This window comes from Halomonas sp. ANAO-440, assembly GCF_019915905.1.
GTDB lineage: Bacteria > Pseudomonadota > Gammaproteobacteria > Pseudomonadales > Halomonadaceae > Halomonas > Halomonas chromatireducens.
Genome location: NZ_JAHXBV010000004.1, coordinates 139,477 through 155,290, shown reverse-complemented (window position 1 = coordinate 155,290; position 15,814 = coordinate 139,477). Strand labels below are relative to the sequence as shown.

The 15,814-nt window shown below is 63.4% G+C and carries 17 protein-coding genes; 14 read left to right on the top strand and 3 right to left on the bottom strand.

What is annotated here, in order from left to right; genetic code table 11:
* Position 1: 1 nt before the first annotated feature.
* The 12 genes from KZO25_RS03970 (at position 2) to KZO25_RS03915 (ending at position 11,964) form a co-directional block, all read left to right on the top strand.
* Positions 2 to 817 (top strand): quinoprotein dehydrogenase-associated SoxYZ-like carrier, encoded by an 816-nt coding sequence (locus KZO25_RS03970; protein ID WP_223135962.1) that lies wholly within the window; start codon positions 2 to 4, stop codon positions 815 to 817.
* 2 nt (positions 818 to 819) lie between these two features.
* Positions 820 to 1,764, top strand: coding sequence for a quinoprotein relay system zinc metallohydrolase 1 (locus tag KZO25_RS03965; RefSeq protein ID WP_262488832.1), 945 nt, complete (start codon positions 820 to 822; stop codon positions 1,762 to 1,764).
* Between the two features lie 241 nt (positions 1,765 to 2,005).
* Positions 2,006 to 3,787, top strand: a complete 1,782-nt coding sequence (locus KZO25_RS03960) for a PQQ-dependent methanol/ethanol family dehydrogenase (RefSeq protein WP_223135961.1) — start codon at positions 2,006 to 2,008, stop codon at positions 3,785 to 3,787.
* Positions 3,788 to 4,042: 255 nt separating this feature from the next.
* Positions 4,043 to 5,563, top strand: a complete 1,521-nt coding sequence (locus tag KZO25_RS03955; RefSeq protein WP_066447910.1) for an aldehyde dehydrogenase family protein — start codon at positions 4,043 to 4,045, stop codon at positions 5,561 to 5,563.
* Positions 5,564 to 5,686: 123 nt separating this feature from the next.
* Positions 5,687 to 6,715 (top strand): alcohol dehydrogenase AdhP, encoded by a 1,029-nt coding sequence (gene adhP, locus KZO25_RS03950; protein ID WP_223135960.1) that lies wholly within the window; start codon positions 5,687 to 5,689, stop codon positions 6,713 to 6,715.
* 125 nt (positions 6,716 to 6,840) lie between these two features.
* Positions 6,841 to 7,464: a methyltransferase domain-containing protein gene (locus tag KZO25_RS03945; RefSeq protein ID WP_223135959.1), complete on the top strand. Its 624-nt coding sequence runs from the start codon at positions 6,841 to 6,843 to the stop codon at positions 7,462 to 7,464.
* 251 nt (positions 7,465 to 7,715) lie between these two features.
* On the top strand, positions 7,716 to 7,790 hold the full coding sequence (gene pqqA / locus KZO25_RS20210) for a pyrroloquinoline quinone precursor peptide PqqA (RefSeq protein ID WP_114477445.1): 75 nt from the start codon (positions 7,716 to 7,718) through the stop codon (positions 7,788 to 7,790).
* Between the two features lie 80 nt (positions 7,791 to 7,870).
* Complete coding sequence (gene pqqD, locus KZO25_RS03935) at positions 7,871 to 8,164, top strand: pyrroloquinoline quinone biosynthesis peptide chaperone PqqD (protein WP_223135958.1); 294 nt, start codon at positions 7,871 to 7,873, stop codon at positions 8,162 to 8,164.
* Positions 8,133 to 9,275: a pyrroloquinoline quinone biosynthesis protein PqqE gene (pqqE, locus tag KZO25_RS03930; protein ID WP_223135957.1), complete on the top strand. Its 1,143-nt coding sequence runs from the start codon at positions 8,133 to 8,135 to the stop codon at positions 9,273 to 9,275. The genes pqqD and pqqE overlap by 32 nt, the downstream gene beginning before the upstream one ends.
* Before the next feature lie 102 nt (positions 9,276 to 9,377).
* Positions 9,378 to 9,884 (top strand): urate hydroxylase PuuD, encoded by a 507-nt coding sequence (locus tag KZO25_RS03925; RefSeq protein WP_223135956.1) that lies wholly within the window; start codon positions 9,378 to 9,380, stop codon positions 9,882 to 9,884.
* Positions 9,862 to 10,989, top strand: coding sequence for a 3-phosphoserine/phosphohydroxythreonine transaminase (serC, locus tag KZO25_RS03920; RefSeq protein ID WP_223135955.1), 1,128 nt, complete (start codon positions 9,862 to 9,864; stop codon positions 10,987 to 10,989). The genes KZO25_RS03925 and serC overlap by 23 nt, the downstream gene beginning before the upstream one ends.
* Positions 10,990 to 11,049: 60 nt before the next feature.
* Positions 11,050 to 11,964 (top strand): hypothetical protein, encoded by a 915-nt coding sequence (locus KZO25_RS03915; protein ID WP_223135954.1) that lies wholly within the window; start codon positions 11,050 to 11,052, stop codon positions 11,962 to 11,964.
* Positions 11,965 to 12,005: 41 nt separating this feature from the next.
* Here the strand turns inward: KZO25_RS03915 and KZO25_RS03910 are convergent, their stop codons facing one another.
* The 3 genes from KZO25_RS03910 to KZO25_RS03900 are packed head-to-tail and all read right to left on the bottom strand — an operon-like array spanning position 12,006 to position 14,224.
* On the bottom strand, positions 12,006 to 13,238 hold the full coding sequence (locus KZO25_RS03910) for a MerC family mercury resistance protein (protein ID WP_223135953.1): 1,233 nt from the start codon (positions 13,236 to 13,238) through the stop codon (positions 12,006 to 12,008).
* Positions 13,239 to 13,256: 18 nt separating this feature from the next.
* Positions 13,257 to 13,520, bottom strand: coding sequence for an anti-sigma factor family protein (locus KZO25_RS03905; RefSeq protein ID WP_223135952.1), 264 nt, complete (start codon positions 13,518 to 13,520; stop codon positions 13,257 to 13,259).
* Positions 13,517 to 14,224 carry an RNA polymerase sigma factor gene (locus KZO25_RS03900; RefSeq protein ID WP_223135951.1) on the bottom strand — a complete coding sequence of 236 codons (708 nt, stop codon included), beginning with the start codon at positions 14,222 to 14,224 and terminating at the stop codon, positions 13,517 to 13,519. The genes KZO25_RS03905 and KZO25_RS03900 overlap by 4 nt, the downstream gene beginning before the upstream one ends.
* A gap of 191 nt (positions 14,225 to 14,415) precedes the next feature.
* Here KZO25_RS03900 and KZO25_RS03895 point away from each other — a divergent pair, with 191 nt between their 5' ends.
* Positions 14,416 to 15,207, top strand: coding sequence for a methyltransferase domain-containing protein (locus KZO25_RS03895; RefSeq protein ID WP_223135950.1), 792 nt, complete (start codon positions 14,416 to 14,418; stop codon positions 15,205 to 15,207).
* Positions 15,208 to 15,281: 74 nt separating this feature from the next.
* Positions 15,282 to 15,776 carry a cupin domain-containing protein gene (locus KZO25_RS03890; protein ID WP_223135949.1) on the top strand — a complete coding sequence of 165 codons (495 nt, stop codon included), beginning with the start codon at positions 15,282 to 15,284 and terminating at the stop codon, positions 15,774 to 15,776.
* The last annotated feature ends 38 nt before the right edge of the window (positions 15,777 to 15,814 follow it).

The window sequence follows — 15,814 nt, the reverse complement described above, 5'->3', positions numbered from 1 at the left end:
GATGAGACAACAAGCAATGCTATGGACGGCACGTTGCGGATGGCTTGCGCTGATGGTTGGCTACCTGGTGGCTTCAGCCGTGACAGCAGCGGCATCCATCCCGGACGACCCTTTTCGCTCGCCCATGTGGCACTACAACCTCAATCGCTATCTTGGCGAAGAGGCGGTAGTCCGGCACAGCGACCAGGTGGTACTCAAGGTGCCCCATTTCGCGGAGGACGCCACCCAGGTGCCCCTGACGGTGGATCTCTCCGGCTTCGGCTCGCCCGTCAAGCAGGTCATCACCTGGGTCGATCTCAATCCGGTACCGCATCTTTTCACCTTCCGGCCAGAAGCCACCGAGGTGCGGGGCATTGCCCTGAATTTCCGCATCCAGCAGGCTTCCACGGTGCGTGCCGCGGTGCAGGATGAGCAGGGCGTGTGGCACATCGGCAGTGCCCATGTAGATGCGGCCGGCGGTGGTTGCACCGCGCCCAGCGCCACGGCCAGCAATCCCGACTGGGCGGCCAGCCTCGGCCAGATGCGCGGTGCGCTATTCAGCCCGGTCAGTGGGCCGGCCAGCACTCGCCTGAAGCTGCAGGTCATGCATCCCATGGACACCGGGATGGTGGGCAACATTCCGCGATTCAATATCGAGGATGTGGAGCTGCGAGATGCCGCGAATCAGGCGCGAATCGCTACCATGTCGTTGTCCGAATCGGCCTCGGAGAACCCGCTGTTCGTCTTTGACCTGGAGCACGAGGGGAAGGAGGCCGGGCTCACGCTGTGGATGCGTGACAACGGCGGAAACGTCTTCGAAAGTCACCTGGGTACCTGATCATGCGATATGCCATGCTGCTGTTGGGTAGCTTGATTCTTGGTGGAGGCAGTGCTTCGGCCGAAAGCTTTCGGTACGAACTTGAACCGGTGGAAATCACCTCGGATGTCTGGGTCATCGAAGGCGTGACGGAGAATTTTTCCCGTGATAACGGGGGCAATATCGTCAACACTGCCTTTATCCTGACCGCAGAGGGTGTGGTGGTCTTCGATACCGGCCCTTCGCGGCGCTACGGCGAGCAGATGCGGGAGGCCATCGCCTCGATCACCGACCTTCCCGTTACCCATGTCTTTCTCTCCCATCATCATCCCGACCATGTGTTCGGCAACCAGGCCTTCGACCCACAAAGGCTTCACGCGCTGGACGATACCATCGCACTGCTCAAGGCCCAGGGTGACGACTTCGCCGAAAACCTCTACCGGGCACTCGGTGACTGGATGCGGGGGACCGAAGTCGTGCTGCCCACCCATCGCGTCACGCCCGGCCGGATGACCATTGGCGGTCGCGACATCGAACTGATCGCCATGAGCGGCCATACCGGGGCCGACCTGGTGCTGCTGGATCATGCCTCCGGCGTGCTGCTGGCCGCCGACATGGTGTTCTTTCAGCGCGCGCCGACCACGCCGCACACACCTGGCATCGACGTCTGGCGTGAGGAGCTGCGCGAACTGGAAGCTCTCGATTTTCGCTATCTGGTGCCCGGCCACGGTCCGGTGGTGGAGGACACGGCGCCTTTCGATCAGATGCACGATTATCTTGCCTGGCTGGATACAAGCCTCCGGGAGGCGGCCGGTCAGGGCCTGACCGCCAGCGAGGTCATGGCCATGGCCATTCCTGAGCGGTTCGATGAGATAGCGGTCGCGCGCCATGAGCTGATTCGCAGCGTGACCCACCTGTATGGCCGCTACGAGCGTGAAGCGTTGTCGCCGCTGGCCGGGGGAGGGTAAGCGCAATTCTGCCTGACGTTTCTTTCCGTGCATGGCTCTTGCCACCTTGATCAGTTGCAGCGATCGGGTGGCTTTTTTTGGATGAATTCTCGGGTCGTACGACCAAGAGAGGAGGGAATGTCGTCCCTGTTGGCCATGGCTGGGAACCCCGAGATCCACCAGATTGAAAGGCGCAGCGCCAAGACGCGCGCTGGCGTTCGAACAACAATTCCATTGAATTACTGTCCCTCCGGAGACCGTCATGACTCAATCCACCCCCCTCGGCAACCTGGCCAGGCCCCTTGCCCTGACCGCCATTGCACTGGCTGTTTCAGCCCAGGCCCAGGCCGTCAGCTTCGAGGACATGCTCAACGATCACCTGGCCACGGATCAGGTGGTGACCAACGGCATGGGCCTTCACGGGCAGCGCTTCAGCCCGCTGACGACCCTCAATACCGATAATGTGCACCAGCTGCGTCCAGTGTGGGCCTTCTCCTTCGGCGGTGAGAAGCAGCGTGGCCAGGAGTCACAGCCGCTGGTGAAGGACGGTGTGATGTACGTGACCGGCTCCTACTCTCGCATGTGGGCGGTGGATGCCTACACCGGTGAGCAGATCTGGCAGTACGAGGCGCGCCTGCCCGACGGCATCATGCCCTGCTGCGACGTCATCAACCGCGGCGCGGCCATCTACGGCGACAAGGTCTATTTCGGCACCCTGGACGCGCGGCTGGTGGCACTCGACCGCGAGACCGGTCGCGTTCAGTGGATCAAGCGGGTGGCCGACTACGAGGCGGGGCATGCCATCACCGCCGCGCCGATCATCATCGATGGCAAGCTGATCACCGGTGTGGCCGGGGGTGAGTTCGGCGTGGTAGGCACTGTCTTCGCCTTCGATGCCGAGACGGGCGATGAGCTTTGGACCCGTCCCGTGGTCGAGGGGCACATGGGGTATGTCTATGAAAATGGCGAAGCCGTCGAGAACGGCATCACCGGGGGCGAAGCGGGGCTGAGCTGGCCGGGTGACATGTGGCAGCAGGGCGGCGGCGCGCCCTGGCTTGGCGGATTCTATGACGTTGACACTCACTCCCTGCTGATCGGTACCGGTAACCCGGCGCCCTGGAACTCCCACCTGCGTCCCGGCGACAACCTCTATACGTCCTCTCGCCTGGCGATCGACCCTGACGACGGCACCATCAAGTGGCATTTCCAGGCCACGCCCAATGACGGCTGGGACTATGACGGCGTCAACGAGGTGATCTCCTTCGACTACGAGGAGAACGGTAGTATCGTCAAGGCTGCCGCCACGGCGGATCGCAACGGCTTCTTCTACGTGCTCGATCGCGAGAACGGCGACTTTATTCGCGGCTTCCCCTTTGCCGACAAGATCACCTGGGCCGATGGGCTGGACGAAAACGGCCGGCCCATCTTCAATCCCGCAGGGCGCCCGGGCAATCCGGCCGATACCGAGGGCGAACGCGGCGAGTCGGTGGCGGCCTATCCGGCCTTCCTGGGCGCCAAGAACTGGAACCCCATGGCCTACAGCCAGGATACCGGCCTGTTCTACATCCCCTCCAACGAGTGGATGATGGACATCTGGAACGAGCCGGTTTCCTACCGCAAGGGCGCGGCGTACCTGGGTGCCGGCTTCACGATTCGCCCTACCAACGACGACTACATCGGCGTGCTGCGTGCCGTCGACCCGCGCACCGGTGAGGAGGTATGGCGCCACGAGAATCGCGCGCCGCTCTGGGGTGGAGTGATGGCCACCGCTGGCAACCTGGTCTTCACCGGTACCCCGGAGGGGTATCTGAAAGCCTTCGACGCCACCACCGGCGAGGAACTGTGGGGCTTCAATACAGGCTCCGGAGTAGTGGCAACGCCGATAACCTGGGAGATGGACGGTGAGCAGTACGTCTCGGTGGCTTCCGGCTGGGGCGGGGCGGTGCCGCTGTGGGGTGGCGAGGTCGCGGAGGTGATCAAGGACTTCAACCAAGGCGGCATGCTGTGGACCTTCAAGCTGCCGAGCGAATACGCGCAGCAGTGATCTGTCAGGAGCCGGGCCCCGGGTGGCTCCGGCTCCTACTACTAACGACCCCCTCTCGGCCCCCCAAGGAAGCATTGGCCACGGCCGTGGGTTAACTACACTCGAAGCAAGGTCGGCCAACCTCAATGGCACACAGCGAGAGGGCATGTCGGACGAGAAAAATAAAGGACTCGTCAAGGCACCCACCGGGTGAGTCAGCGCTATCTTTCAAATGGCCACACCAATCGACAAGAATGCACTCCAGGAGCTAGTACCATGATCTATGCCAACCCCGGTCAGTCCGGTTCCGTCATCACCTTCGAGTCTCGCTACGGCAATTTCATCGGTGGCGAGTTCGTGCCCCCGGTGAAGGGCCAGTACTTCGACAACATCAGCCCGGTCAACGGTGAAGTGTTCTGCCAGATTCCGCGCTCCACCGCCGAAGATATCGAGAAGGCACTGGATGCCGCCCATGCCGCCGCGCCTGCCTGGGGCAAGACCTCCGCCGCCGAGCGCAGCAACATCCTGCTCAAGATCGCTGATCGCATCGAGCAGAACCTGGAGATGCTGGCCGTCGCCGAGACCTGGGACAACGGCAAGGCGGTGCGCGAGACCCTCAACGCCGACCTGCCACTGGCCGTCGACCACTTCCGTTACTTCGCCGGCTGCATCCGCGCCCAGGAGGGCACCGCGGCCGACATCGACGCCAATACCGTCTCCTATCACTTCCACGAGCCGCTGGGCGTGGTGGGCCAGATCATCCCCTGGAACTTCCCGCTGCTGATGGCCGTCTGGAAGCTGGCGCCTGCGCTGGCGGCCGGCAACTGTGTGGTGCTCAAGCCCGCCGAACAGACCCCGGCATCGATCCTCAAGCTGATGGAGCTGGTTGGCGACCTGTTGCCGGCGGGTGTGGTCAACGTGGTCAACGGCTATGGCGCTGAGGCCGGCCAGGCACTCGCCACCAGCAAGCGCATCGCCAAGATCGCCTTCACCGGCTCCACCCCGGTGGGTGCTCATATCCTCAAGTGCGCCGCCGAGAACATCATTCCCTCCACCGTGGAGCTGGGTGGCAAGTCGCCGAACATCTACTTCGCCGACATCATGGACGCCGAGCCCGAGTTCATCGACAAGGCGGTGGAAGGCCTGGTGCTGGCCTTCTTCAACCAGGGCGAAGTGTGTACTTGCCCGTCGCGAGCGTTGATCCAGGAGGACATGTACGACGCCTTCATGGCCAAGGTGATCGAGCGTACCGTGGCGATCAAGCGCGGCAACCCGCTGGACACCGACGTGCAGGTCGGCGCCCAGGCCTCCCAGGAGCAGTTCGACAAGATCATGTCCTACATGGACATCGCCCGCGAGGAAGGTGCCGAGTTCCTTACCGGCGGCGACAAGGCGAGCTTCGATCCGGCCTACGACAAGGGCTACTACATTCAGCCGACCCTGCTCAAGGGCAACAACCAGATGCGCGTCTTCCAGGAGGAGATCTTCGGCCCGGTGGTGGCGGTGACCACCTTCAAGGACGAGGCCGAGGCGCTGGCCATTGCCAACGACACCGAGTTCGGCCTTGGCGCCGGGGTGTGGAGTCGCGACATCAATGTCGCCTTCCGCATGGGCCGTGGCATCCAGGCCGGCCGCGTCTGGACCAACTGCTACCACCAGTACCCGGCACACGCCGCCTTCGGCGGCTACAAGAAGTCCGGTGTCGGTCGCGAGACTCACAAGGTGGCGCTCGAGCACTACCAGCAGACCAAGAACCTGCTGGTCAGCTACGACATCAATCCGCTCGGCTTCTTCTGAGCCTCCATGCCGCCCGGCCCAGCCGGGCGGCAATTATCCCGAGAGTGGATAACCGCTCCGTCCCTGGCGATTCCGAACGAACCGCGTGTGGCATCTTGCTACCCGCCAAGCCCGGAGAGAGACATGGACAAGACGATGAAAGCCGCCGTTGTACGCAAGTTCGGCGAGCCGCTGGCCATCGAAGAGGTCGACGTTCCTCGGCCGCAAGCTGGTGAAATACTGGTCAAGGTTGCCGCGTCGGGGGTATGTCATACCGACCTGCATGCCGCCCACGGCGACTGGCCGGTCAAGCCCAGCCCGCCCTTCATTCCGGGGCATGAGGGCGTGGGCCATATCGTGGCAGTTGGCCAGGGGGTCAAGCATGTCAAGGAAGGTGACCGGGTCGGTGTACCCTGGCTCTATTCAGCCTGCGGCTACTGTGAACACTGCCTGGGTGGCTGGGAGACGCTGTGTGAATCCCAGCAGAATACGGGATACTCGGTCAACGGCGGCTTTGCCGACTACACCCTGGCGGATGCCGGCTTTGTCGGGTTATTGCCGGATAACATCGATTTCCTCGAGGTCGCCCCGGTGCTATGTGCGGGAGTCACGGTCTATAAGGGGCTGAAGATGACCGATACCCGTCCGGGGCAGTGGGTGGTGATCTCCGGCATCGGTGGCCTGGGCCACATGGCGGTCCAGTATGCCAAGGCGATGGGGCTAAACGTGGCTGCCGTGGATATCGACGATGGAAAGCTGGCCCTGGCGGAACGCTTGGGAGCGACTGTCACGGTCAATGCGCTCAAGACCGATCCCGCCACCTACCTCAAGCAGGAAATCGGTGGTGCGCATGGAGCCTTGGTGACGGCAGTATCGCCCAAGGCCTTCGATCAGGCCCAGGGCATGTTGCGTCGGGGAGGCACCCTGGTTCTCAATGGCCTGCCACCCGGTGATTTTCCCCTGCCGATCTTCGAAACCGTGCTCAACGGCATCACCATCCGCGGCTCCATCGTCGGTACCCGCCAGGATCTCCAGGAGTCGCTGGATTTCGCTGGAGAAGGCAAGGTCAAGGCCACGGTGAGCACCGACCGCCTGGAGAATATCAACGACGTCTTCCAGCGCATGATCGACGGCAAGATCGAGGGGCGCGTGGTGCTGGACATGGCAAGCTGAGCGTTGCTCTCTCGTCGCCCGTAGCGGCGATTTTCAGGCGCGGCTATTGCCGCGCTTTTTTTTCTTCACTACAACGATACGGCGCTATGCTTCATGCTTCTCGCTTCGAAAGAAGGAGCGTCGACATGGACCTCGAGGATCTTGACCTGCATCAGCAACGCCTGCAGCACGTTGCCGGCCAGTTGCGTGCCAGCGGTGCGCGCCGGGTGCTGGATCTGGGGTGTGGCACCGGCACGCTGCTTCTGTATCTGCTGCACGAACCCCAGTTCGAGACGCTGGTGGGGCTGGAGCAGTCTGGCGAGCTGCTGGCTCAGGCGCAGCTGCGACTGGGTGACTGGCCAGAGGCGGAGCAGGGGCGGCTGAGGCTGGTATGCGGCTCCTACGCTGAACCTCAGGCGTCACTGGTCGGCTTCGATGCCGCCGCAATGGTGGAAACCATCGAGCACGTGCCGCCGGAGACCCTGTCTCAGGTGGAGCGATGCGTTTTCGGGGTACTGCGGCCTGGACTGCTGGTGCTGACCACACCCAACCACGACTACAATCCGCTGTTCGGGCTGGCTCGTGGCGAGTTTCGCGATCCCGACCACCGTTTCGAATGGACGCGTGACCGCTTTCGTGACTGGGCATGGGGTGTCGCACATCGCAATGGTTACCGGGTGCGGCTTTCCGGGATCGGTGAGTGGCATTCGGACCTGGGTCAGCCGACCCAGCTGGCACGCTTCGAGCGAAATGATTGTCAGACAGTTTGAAACCTGAAGCGGGGAAATCTGGGGGAGAACGCTATGTGGCGTGAAGCCGCCTGGCTATCTTGTCGGTTTTGATCCCGGTCAATCCAGCGTAAGCATCGTCCTGTTGATTATATCAATAGCTGAAAAACTACGACCAAGGGGGTGTGTTTTTGCTTCCAAGGTCCTATTCATGCATTTCTTTTGCATCTATAGCCTCAGAGAGGCAACGTCACTGTTGCAACAATAAATATTAACGTGATCGGGAGGTTTTTATGCAATGGGTTGATCCGGCTTTCTGTGACCTTCGACTGGGCTTTGAAGTCACGGCCTATGTCTATGTGCGGTAAGTAAGTTGCCGGGAATGACTCATATGTTCATTCCCGGCTTACGCCCTTGAATTGTTGAAAACAATAATAAGGAGTGGGGCATGACAACGAATCATCAGGTTCACTTGAGTGACGCCTATGTCCTTAGTCCTACTTTTCTCTTTCGTTGGGAAGAGTCCCAGAGCGCCCATGTGCTCCTCTACCCTGAGGGGATCGTCAAGCTGAATGATACGGGTGGCGAAATCCTGAAGCTATGTGATGGCGAGTCTACCGTTGACGAGCTCATCGACAAGCTCACCGAGCGCTACGCCGCCAATCGTGTTGCCATCGCCGAAAGTGTCATCAAGTTCCTGGAGGTGTCCCGTGTCAAAGGCTGGATCCGCGTTACGTCTTGATGGGGATGGCAAGCCCATCTGGGTGCTGCTCGAGCTCACCTACCAATGCCCGCTGAAGTGCGTCTTCTGCAGCAATCCGGTGGACTTCGATCGCTATCGCGACAATGAACTGAGTACCGAGGAGTGGAAGGGGGTAATACGCGACGCCCGCAAGATGGGAGCCATGCAGATCGGCTTTTCCGGTGGTGAGCCCACGCTGCGCAAGGATCTCGAGGAGCTGGTCGCTGAAGCCAATGACCTGGGGTATTACACCAACCTGATCACGTCCGGAATCGGGCTTACCTCAAAGCGGCTGGCGGCACTCAAGGAGGCGGGTCTAAAGCATATCCAACTGGGCTTCCAATCCAGTGACCGTGATACGGCGAATATGCTAGCGGGGGTGGAGAGTTTCGACAGGAAGCTTGCAATCGCCAAGGAGATCAAGGCCCACGGTTTTCCCATGGTGCTGAATGTTCCCATCAGCCGGCACAATATTGCCCAGGTGCCGGAGATCATCGATCTGGCTAGTGAACTGGGTATGGAATACCTGGAACTGGCCAACGTGCAGTACTACAACTGGGCGTTACTGAATCGAGACCAGTTGCTGCCCACCCGTGAAGAGCTGGAGTGGGCGGAAGCGGAAGTGAACAAGGCCCGTCAACGCCTGGGTGATGCCATGACCATCTTCTTCGTGATTCCCGATTATTACGAAGGGCGTCCCAAGGCGTGCATGAACGGCTGGGGTTCCATCCACCTGACCATCGCCCCGGATGGCTCGGCTCTGCCCTGTTCCCAGGCCCGCACCATCGACACCCTGGCGTTCCCCAACATCAGGGAGCACAGCCTGGAATGGCTGTGGCGGGAGTCCCCGACCTTCCAGAAATTTCGCGGCGATGGGTGGATGAAGGAACCCTGCCGCAGCTGCGACGAACGGGAGAAGGATTTCGGCGGCTGCCGCTGCCAGGCCCTGCTGTTGACGGGGGACGCCGCCAATGCCGACCCTGCCTGCAGCAAATCCCCGCACCACCATATTATCCAGCAGGCCATCGGGGAGTCGGCGATCGAGGACGGGAATGCTGGCTCGTTGATCGCTCGCCAGGGCGGCTATCGGCTGAGGAGGGAGGCGACATGAAACTGCCACACGATTCACTCGGCGGCACCCTGGCCGCCGGCATGTCGTTGACTGCGGTGCTGTACCTGATCGTCCGGACACTGGTCTAGGAGACCAATCGCCATGACCCTTGCACTGCTCGACTTCGTGTTCCGCTGGGCTCATCTCCTCTTCGCGATCATCTGGATCGGCCACAACTACGCCAATGTCGTGAAGCATCCCACCTACACCCCGTTCAACGGCGAGGCGAGCGAAGCGGAGCGCTCAGCCGCGCTGGAGGCTCGGATGCAGCGCGAGCATGGCACCTTTCGCTATGCCTCCATCGTGGTCTGGGTCTCCGGCATGGGGATGCTGTGGTATCGGGGCTGGCTGCCGGATGCCCTGCTGCTCGAAGGACCCCATGCGGTGATCGGAGTGGGTGCCTGGATCGGCACCCTGATGCTGCTCAACCTGTGGCTGGTGCTCTGGCCCCACCAGAAGAAGGTGCTGGGCTTCGTGCCGGCCCCATTAGAGGAACGGGTGCGCTGCTCGCGTATCACCTTCCTCTCGTCTCGCACCAATACGATCCTGTCGATCCCACTGCTCTTCTTCATGACGGCCAGCGGACATGCGCTGCATCTCTTCATCTGAGCCCGGCTACGACGTCTCTTCGCCTGACGCCGTCTACAACTTCGCTGCGGGCCCCGGCATGATGCCGCGTGAGGTTCTGCAGCAGGCCCGGGAGGAGCTGCTGGACGGGCAGAGAAGCGGGATGTCGGTCATGGAGATGCCCTTCACCGGTGAGGCATTCCAGGCTATCCAACAGCAGGCACGGCAGGACCTGCGCGAGCTGCTCGGTGTGCCCGCCGACTATCGCATCCTGTTCCTGCAGGGCGGTGCCTCGGCGCAGTTCGCACTGCTGCCCATGAACCTGCTGCCCGCGGGGGCCAAGGCGGACTACCTCGACACCGGACACTGGTCGCGAAAGGCGATCGCCGAGGGTGGCCGCTACGTGCGCATCAACGTCGCGGCCAGCGGGGAGGCGCACGACTATCGCCGGATTCCCGCCCAGGCCACCTGGCGACTGGACCCCGAGGCGGGATACTGCCATATCACCAGTAACGAGACGGCCGATGGCCTGGCCTATCACTGGCTGCCGAATACCGGCATGGTGCCACTGGTCGCCGACATGACGTCCGATTTTCTCTCCCGTCCCCTGGCCGTTAAACGCTTCGGGGTCATCTATGCCGGGGCACAGAAGAACATCGGCCCCGCCGGGCTGACCATCGTCATTATCCGTGACGACCTGCTGCGACGGGCGCGGCCGGAGACGCCCTCCGTCTTCAATTATCGGCTTCAGGCGGAAAGCAACGGGCGCGTCAATACCCCGCTGACCCATGCCATCTACATTGCCGGCCTGGTGTTCCGCTGGCTGAAGCGCCAGGGCGGATTGGGGGCTATGGCCGAGCGCAATCGGCGCAAGAGCGCCAGGCTCTACGACGCCATCGACGGCAGCGGCTTCTACGTCTGTCATCCACGCTCAATGGACCGGTCACCCATGAATGTCTGCTTTCATCTGGCCGATGATGCACTGACGGGAAAGTTCCTGCAGTCAGCCAGCGCCCAGGGGCTGCTGAACCTTCAGGGCCACCCGGCCACCGGCGGAGTACGGGCCAGCCTCTACAATGCCATGCCCGAAGCGGGCGTCGACGCCCTGATCACCTTCATGCAGGCGTTCGCCTTGCGGCACGCCTGATCCCGGTGGCGGGCCGCTGGCCGGCCCTGGATGCTTTTCTTCACGCCAGGGTTTGCTCCCATGTCCCGCTACCTCATGACCGCCTTGATGCATCACCAGCCGCCTCTTGGCCGCAAGCTCGCCTTCGCCCGGGCCAGGCTGAGTGCCCGTCTCCTGGCGGGGCTGTCGCGAACGCCTGCCACTGCCCCGGTGCGGGTCATGGGACTGATGTTTCCGAACCCGGTCGGTATTGCCGCCGGATTCGATAGGCGGGGGGAACTGGGGCGGCAGGCAGGCGCCCTGGGGTTCGGCGCCATCGAAATCGGCACGCTCACCCCGCGGGACGCGGCCGCCTATGTGGCCAGAAAGCCGGAGCGCGCCACCACCGGCACCCTCCTGGGTATCAACATCGGGATGAGCCCCGAGACGGAGCCATCCCAGGCCCAGCATGACTATCTCGTCGGTCTGCGGGCGGTATGGGGCCAGGCCGACTATGTCGCTATCAACCTGAGCAGCCCCCAGGCGGCCGAACTGCTGCATCCGAGCCGTCGGGAGACACTGGACGCGCTCCTGGTGGCCCTGAAACGCGAGCAGCGGGCCTTGACCGCGCTGGCCGGCCGCTACGTGCCGCTGGCGGTGAAGATCAAGCTGCCGCTCGAGAGCGTGGAGCTGCCCGAGGCAGTGACCCGGCTGGTGGCACTGCGCTTCGATGCCCTGATCGCTGCCCTCGATGTCGGCCCGCCGGCCACGCCGCAACGCTATGTCGACTGGCAGGTGTCGCAACGCCAGCGCCAGGCCTGCGATCGGATCGAGCGGCTCGCCGCCATGCTGGCGGGACGGCTGCCGATCATTGCGGTAGGGGGAATCGGCTCGGCGCAGCACGTCGCCGGACGCCTGCGAGCCGGCGCCGCTCTGGTGCAGTTGCATAATGCCCTGGTCTACGAGGGCCCCCGGGTCGCCCTGGCCATTCATAAGGCGTCGTTGCCGGCCGGCTGAAGGCTGACCTGCCCTTGGCCAGTCGATCCAGTTGGCTTGGTTTATCCCGCAGCGGGCCGCTCGAGCCCCAGCACCCTGGCCTCTTCCCGCCGTCGTCGGTGCAGGTCCCAGAGTGCCGCGCCGCCCAGCACCACGAAGCCGAGCAGTTCCACCCATGCCCGGTAGTCGATGAACAGGGCGTAGAGAACGGCCGCGCTGCCCGCTGCCGCCAGCAGTATCGGGCCGATGGCGCGGTGGTATCGGTAGCCGCCGGCCAGCGCCACCAGGGTGAGCAGTACGAAGGCGGCGATGGTGCCGGCCCAGGCCCCCTCATGCAGCGTCAGGCCGATGCCCAGCAGTGGCAGCAGGCCAACCAGCGCCATGGTGCCATAGCAACTCAGCAGGGCGAGACCCAGTGCCGACAGCCCCAGCAGGCCGCGGCGGCGAAGTCGCAGCAGCCAGCGCCGCGGATCGAGTCGTCTCGACCATTGGCGGGGCAGGGAGGGCGCCCGCTCGCCGCGGCGCATGCCGAGTTCGATGGAGTGGGCGCCGAAGCTCTCCGCAACCTCCCGGGTCTGGGCGCTGGGGCTCAGGGCGAAATAGTCATGGCTGCCCACCGTCGCCACCTCCTCGAACCCGGCGTCTTCGAACAGCGCGATCAGGTCCTCCCTTATCGTGGCGCCCACCACGCATTCGACCCATAGCCGCGGATCGTCGTGACAGTCCACCGAGACCGGACGATGAATGACCACGTCGGCAAGCTGCAGGCGACCGTTTGAACGCAGGACGCGAAACATCTCGGCGACGGCGCGCCGCTTGTCCGGCACCAGGTTGAGGGCGCCATTGCTGGTGATGGCGTCGATGCTGGCATCGGGCAGCGGCAGCTGTTCCGCCGTGGCCTGCACCACGTCGAGATTGCCGGTGTCGCTGCGTTCGGCGGACTGCTTGAGCTTGCGGGTCATGGCGGCGGTGAGGTCAAGGGCGATCACCCGACCGGCGGGGCCGACGATGCGACTGGCAATCAGTGAGTCGTTGCCGGCACCGGCGCCGATGTCGAGCACCGTGTTGCCGGGTCGGATGGCGTCGGCCCGAAAGGGGTAGCCGACCCCGGCGAAGGAGCCGAGCAACGCTGGTGGCAGCTCGGCCGTGTACTCCGCCGGATAGCCGAGCTGTTCGCTGGCCTTGCCACCGACAGGAAAGTGAAAGGGCGAGGCGGGCGCCTCGGCCACGGCGGTGTACATGTCCTGGACCGCCGAGACGATCTGCTGTCGTGAATACCCCAGTAGGGCCACCATGAGGGACCTCCTTCGGGCTCAGTGGGACCTGTCCGGCTCGTCATCGTCGAACCTGTCCAGCAGGCTGCCGATGCGGAGATATAGCCGAGGCGGTGCCTTGACCGTGCCGGATGCCGCCACCCTGGCCCGTAGTCGTTTTTCGAATTCGGCCCGCGTGAAGCAGTCGCGACAGCGGGACAGGTGCCGCTCGATATCGGCCGTCTGCTGGTGGTCCAGCTCCCGGTCGAGATAGTCGAAGAGCCGCTCGATGACCTCCTCGCAGCTCAAGTTTCTCGGGCTCATGGCTTCTGCCCTCCCTTGTCGGTATGGCCGGCTGCCATGCCGACTTCCTTGGCCTGTTGCCAGAGCCGTTTCTGCAGCAGCGAGCGTGCCCGGTTCAGCCGTGAGCGGACGGTACCCAGCGGAATACCGAGCAGGCCGGACACCTCTTCATACGTATAACCCTGCACCTCAACCAGCACAATCGTGACCCGGTACGGGTCGGGAAGCGCATCCAGCGCCTCCTGCATTTCCTCCTGGAGCAGGCTGTTGAAGAACTGATCCTCCAGGCTGCCCCACCAGAGCAGGAAGGGCTGATGCAGCTGCTGGAACAGGGTGAAGCCGTCGGCATCGAGATCGTCCGGCGCAGCGGTGTCACTATCGGCTGCGGCCCGGGGGCGACTCTGACGTCGGCGCCACTCGCTGATGAAGGTGTTGGTGAGGATATGAAACAGCCAGGCGTCGAAGCGCTCAGGGTCGCGCAGCTTGTCGAGCCGTGTCCAGGCCCTGACCACTGCCTCGGCGACGATATCCTCGGCATCGTCGGGGTTGTGGGTCAGGCGCAGCGCCGTTCCGTAGAGCCGATCCATCAAGGGCTCCAGGCGCTGTTCGAACCACTGCCGCCGATGGGTGGCGTCGCGGAATGTCATGACATCCCCCGGTTCGACCCGCCGAAGCGGAGCAAGCCATGCCGTCGAGCGGCGGGTGAGCTGGCTGGTGCGGGTCATTGGGCACCTCTTGAGCATGGAACGTCCCAGGGCAGCGGGCAAATCGCGTTTGTGGCAAGGACGCGGCACGGGCCGCAAGGGTTCCCGCTTCAAGCGGCGGTCATCTCTGGGAACAATGACGGGCGTCGGTGCGTCCTTGGGGCACACGACGACTCGACGTCGTGTCGAATCAGCCAAAGAGGAGAGCGACCATGGCTATCAGCGCACAAGCGACACCCGCCGCGGTGAATCGAAGCGAGCTGGAGGAGCGGGTCAAGGCGATGTATCACGAGGTGGCAGAGACACCGGATCATGACTTTCATTTCGAGATGGGCCGTGGACTGGCCGAACGACTGGGCTATGACCCGGCGGCGCTCGACCGGATTCCGGCCGCGGCCATCGGCTCCTTCGCCGGTGTCGGCCACTTCTTCGATCTGGTGGCGCTGCGTCCCGGCGAGTCGGTGCTGGACCTCGGCAGCGGCTCCGGCATGGACAGCCTGATCGCCGCCCTGGCGGTAGGCGCCGGGGGGCGTGTCGAGGGGCTCGACATGACCGCGGCACAGCGGGAGAAGGCAACCCGCCTGGCCGGGGACGCGGGCTTCGCCAACGTCGAGTTCCACGCCGGCTATATCGAATCGCCGCCCTTCTCCGATGGCAGTATCGATGCGGTCATCAGTAACGGCGTGATCAACCTGTCGGCGGGCAAGCCAAGGGTCTTCGCCGAGGCGGCGCGGGTGCTGAAGTCCGGCGGACGCCTGGCGCTGGCCGATATCGTCACCGAAAAACCGCTTCCCGAGAGCGTCTCCTGCAATGCGACCCTGTGGGCCGCCTGCATCGGCGGTGCCCTGCAGCAGGATGCCTATCGTGCGGCCATCGAATCGGCGGGCCTTGTCATCGAGGCCTGGCGCGAGCACCCCGAGTACCGCTTCCTGACCGAGTCGGCCCAGGGGGCTAGCAGTACCTATGGGGTCAAGAGCATCTCGCTGCTGGCGATCAAGCGGTGAGGTGCGACGACAGTGACTGACCGACAATAGCGGTGATTTCCCGACAAGAAAGGATTCACCCGAGGAGCAGTGACATGAACAAGCACAACGTTATGACCAACAAGGCTGGCATCCTGACCGCCGCGGCCCTTGTGCTGGGCTTGGCAGCAGGTGCGCTTCAGGCGGAGACCTACCATGGCGATGGCCACGTGCTGGGCACGCCGGACGACTTGACCTGGGGGCCGGTGGGCTCCATGGGTGAGGGGGCCGAGATCGCCATCATCGAAGGCGACCTCTCGGCCGAGGAGCCCTTCACCTTCCGCCTGCGACTGGAAGACGGCTACGAGATCAAGCCGCACGTTCATCCAGCCTACGAACGGGTCACGGTGCTCGAAGGCACCTTGCACTTCGCCCATGGCGAGACGTTCGATCCCGATGCCACGCAGGAGCTGCCCGTGGGAGGCTACGCCATCATGGCGCCAGGTGATGCCATGTTCGGCTATGCCGAGGGAGAGACAATCATCCAACTGCACGGTGAAGGCCCCTGGGGCATCGAGTACATCGATCCGGCGGACGACCCTCGCAACTGAGCCCTCGCAATTGCTGACCCTTGCAACTGGCGAGAGCA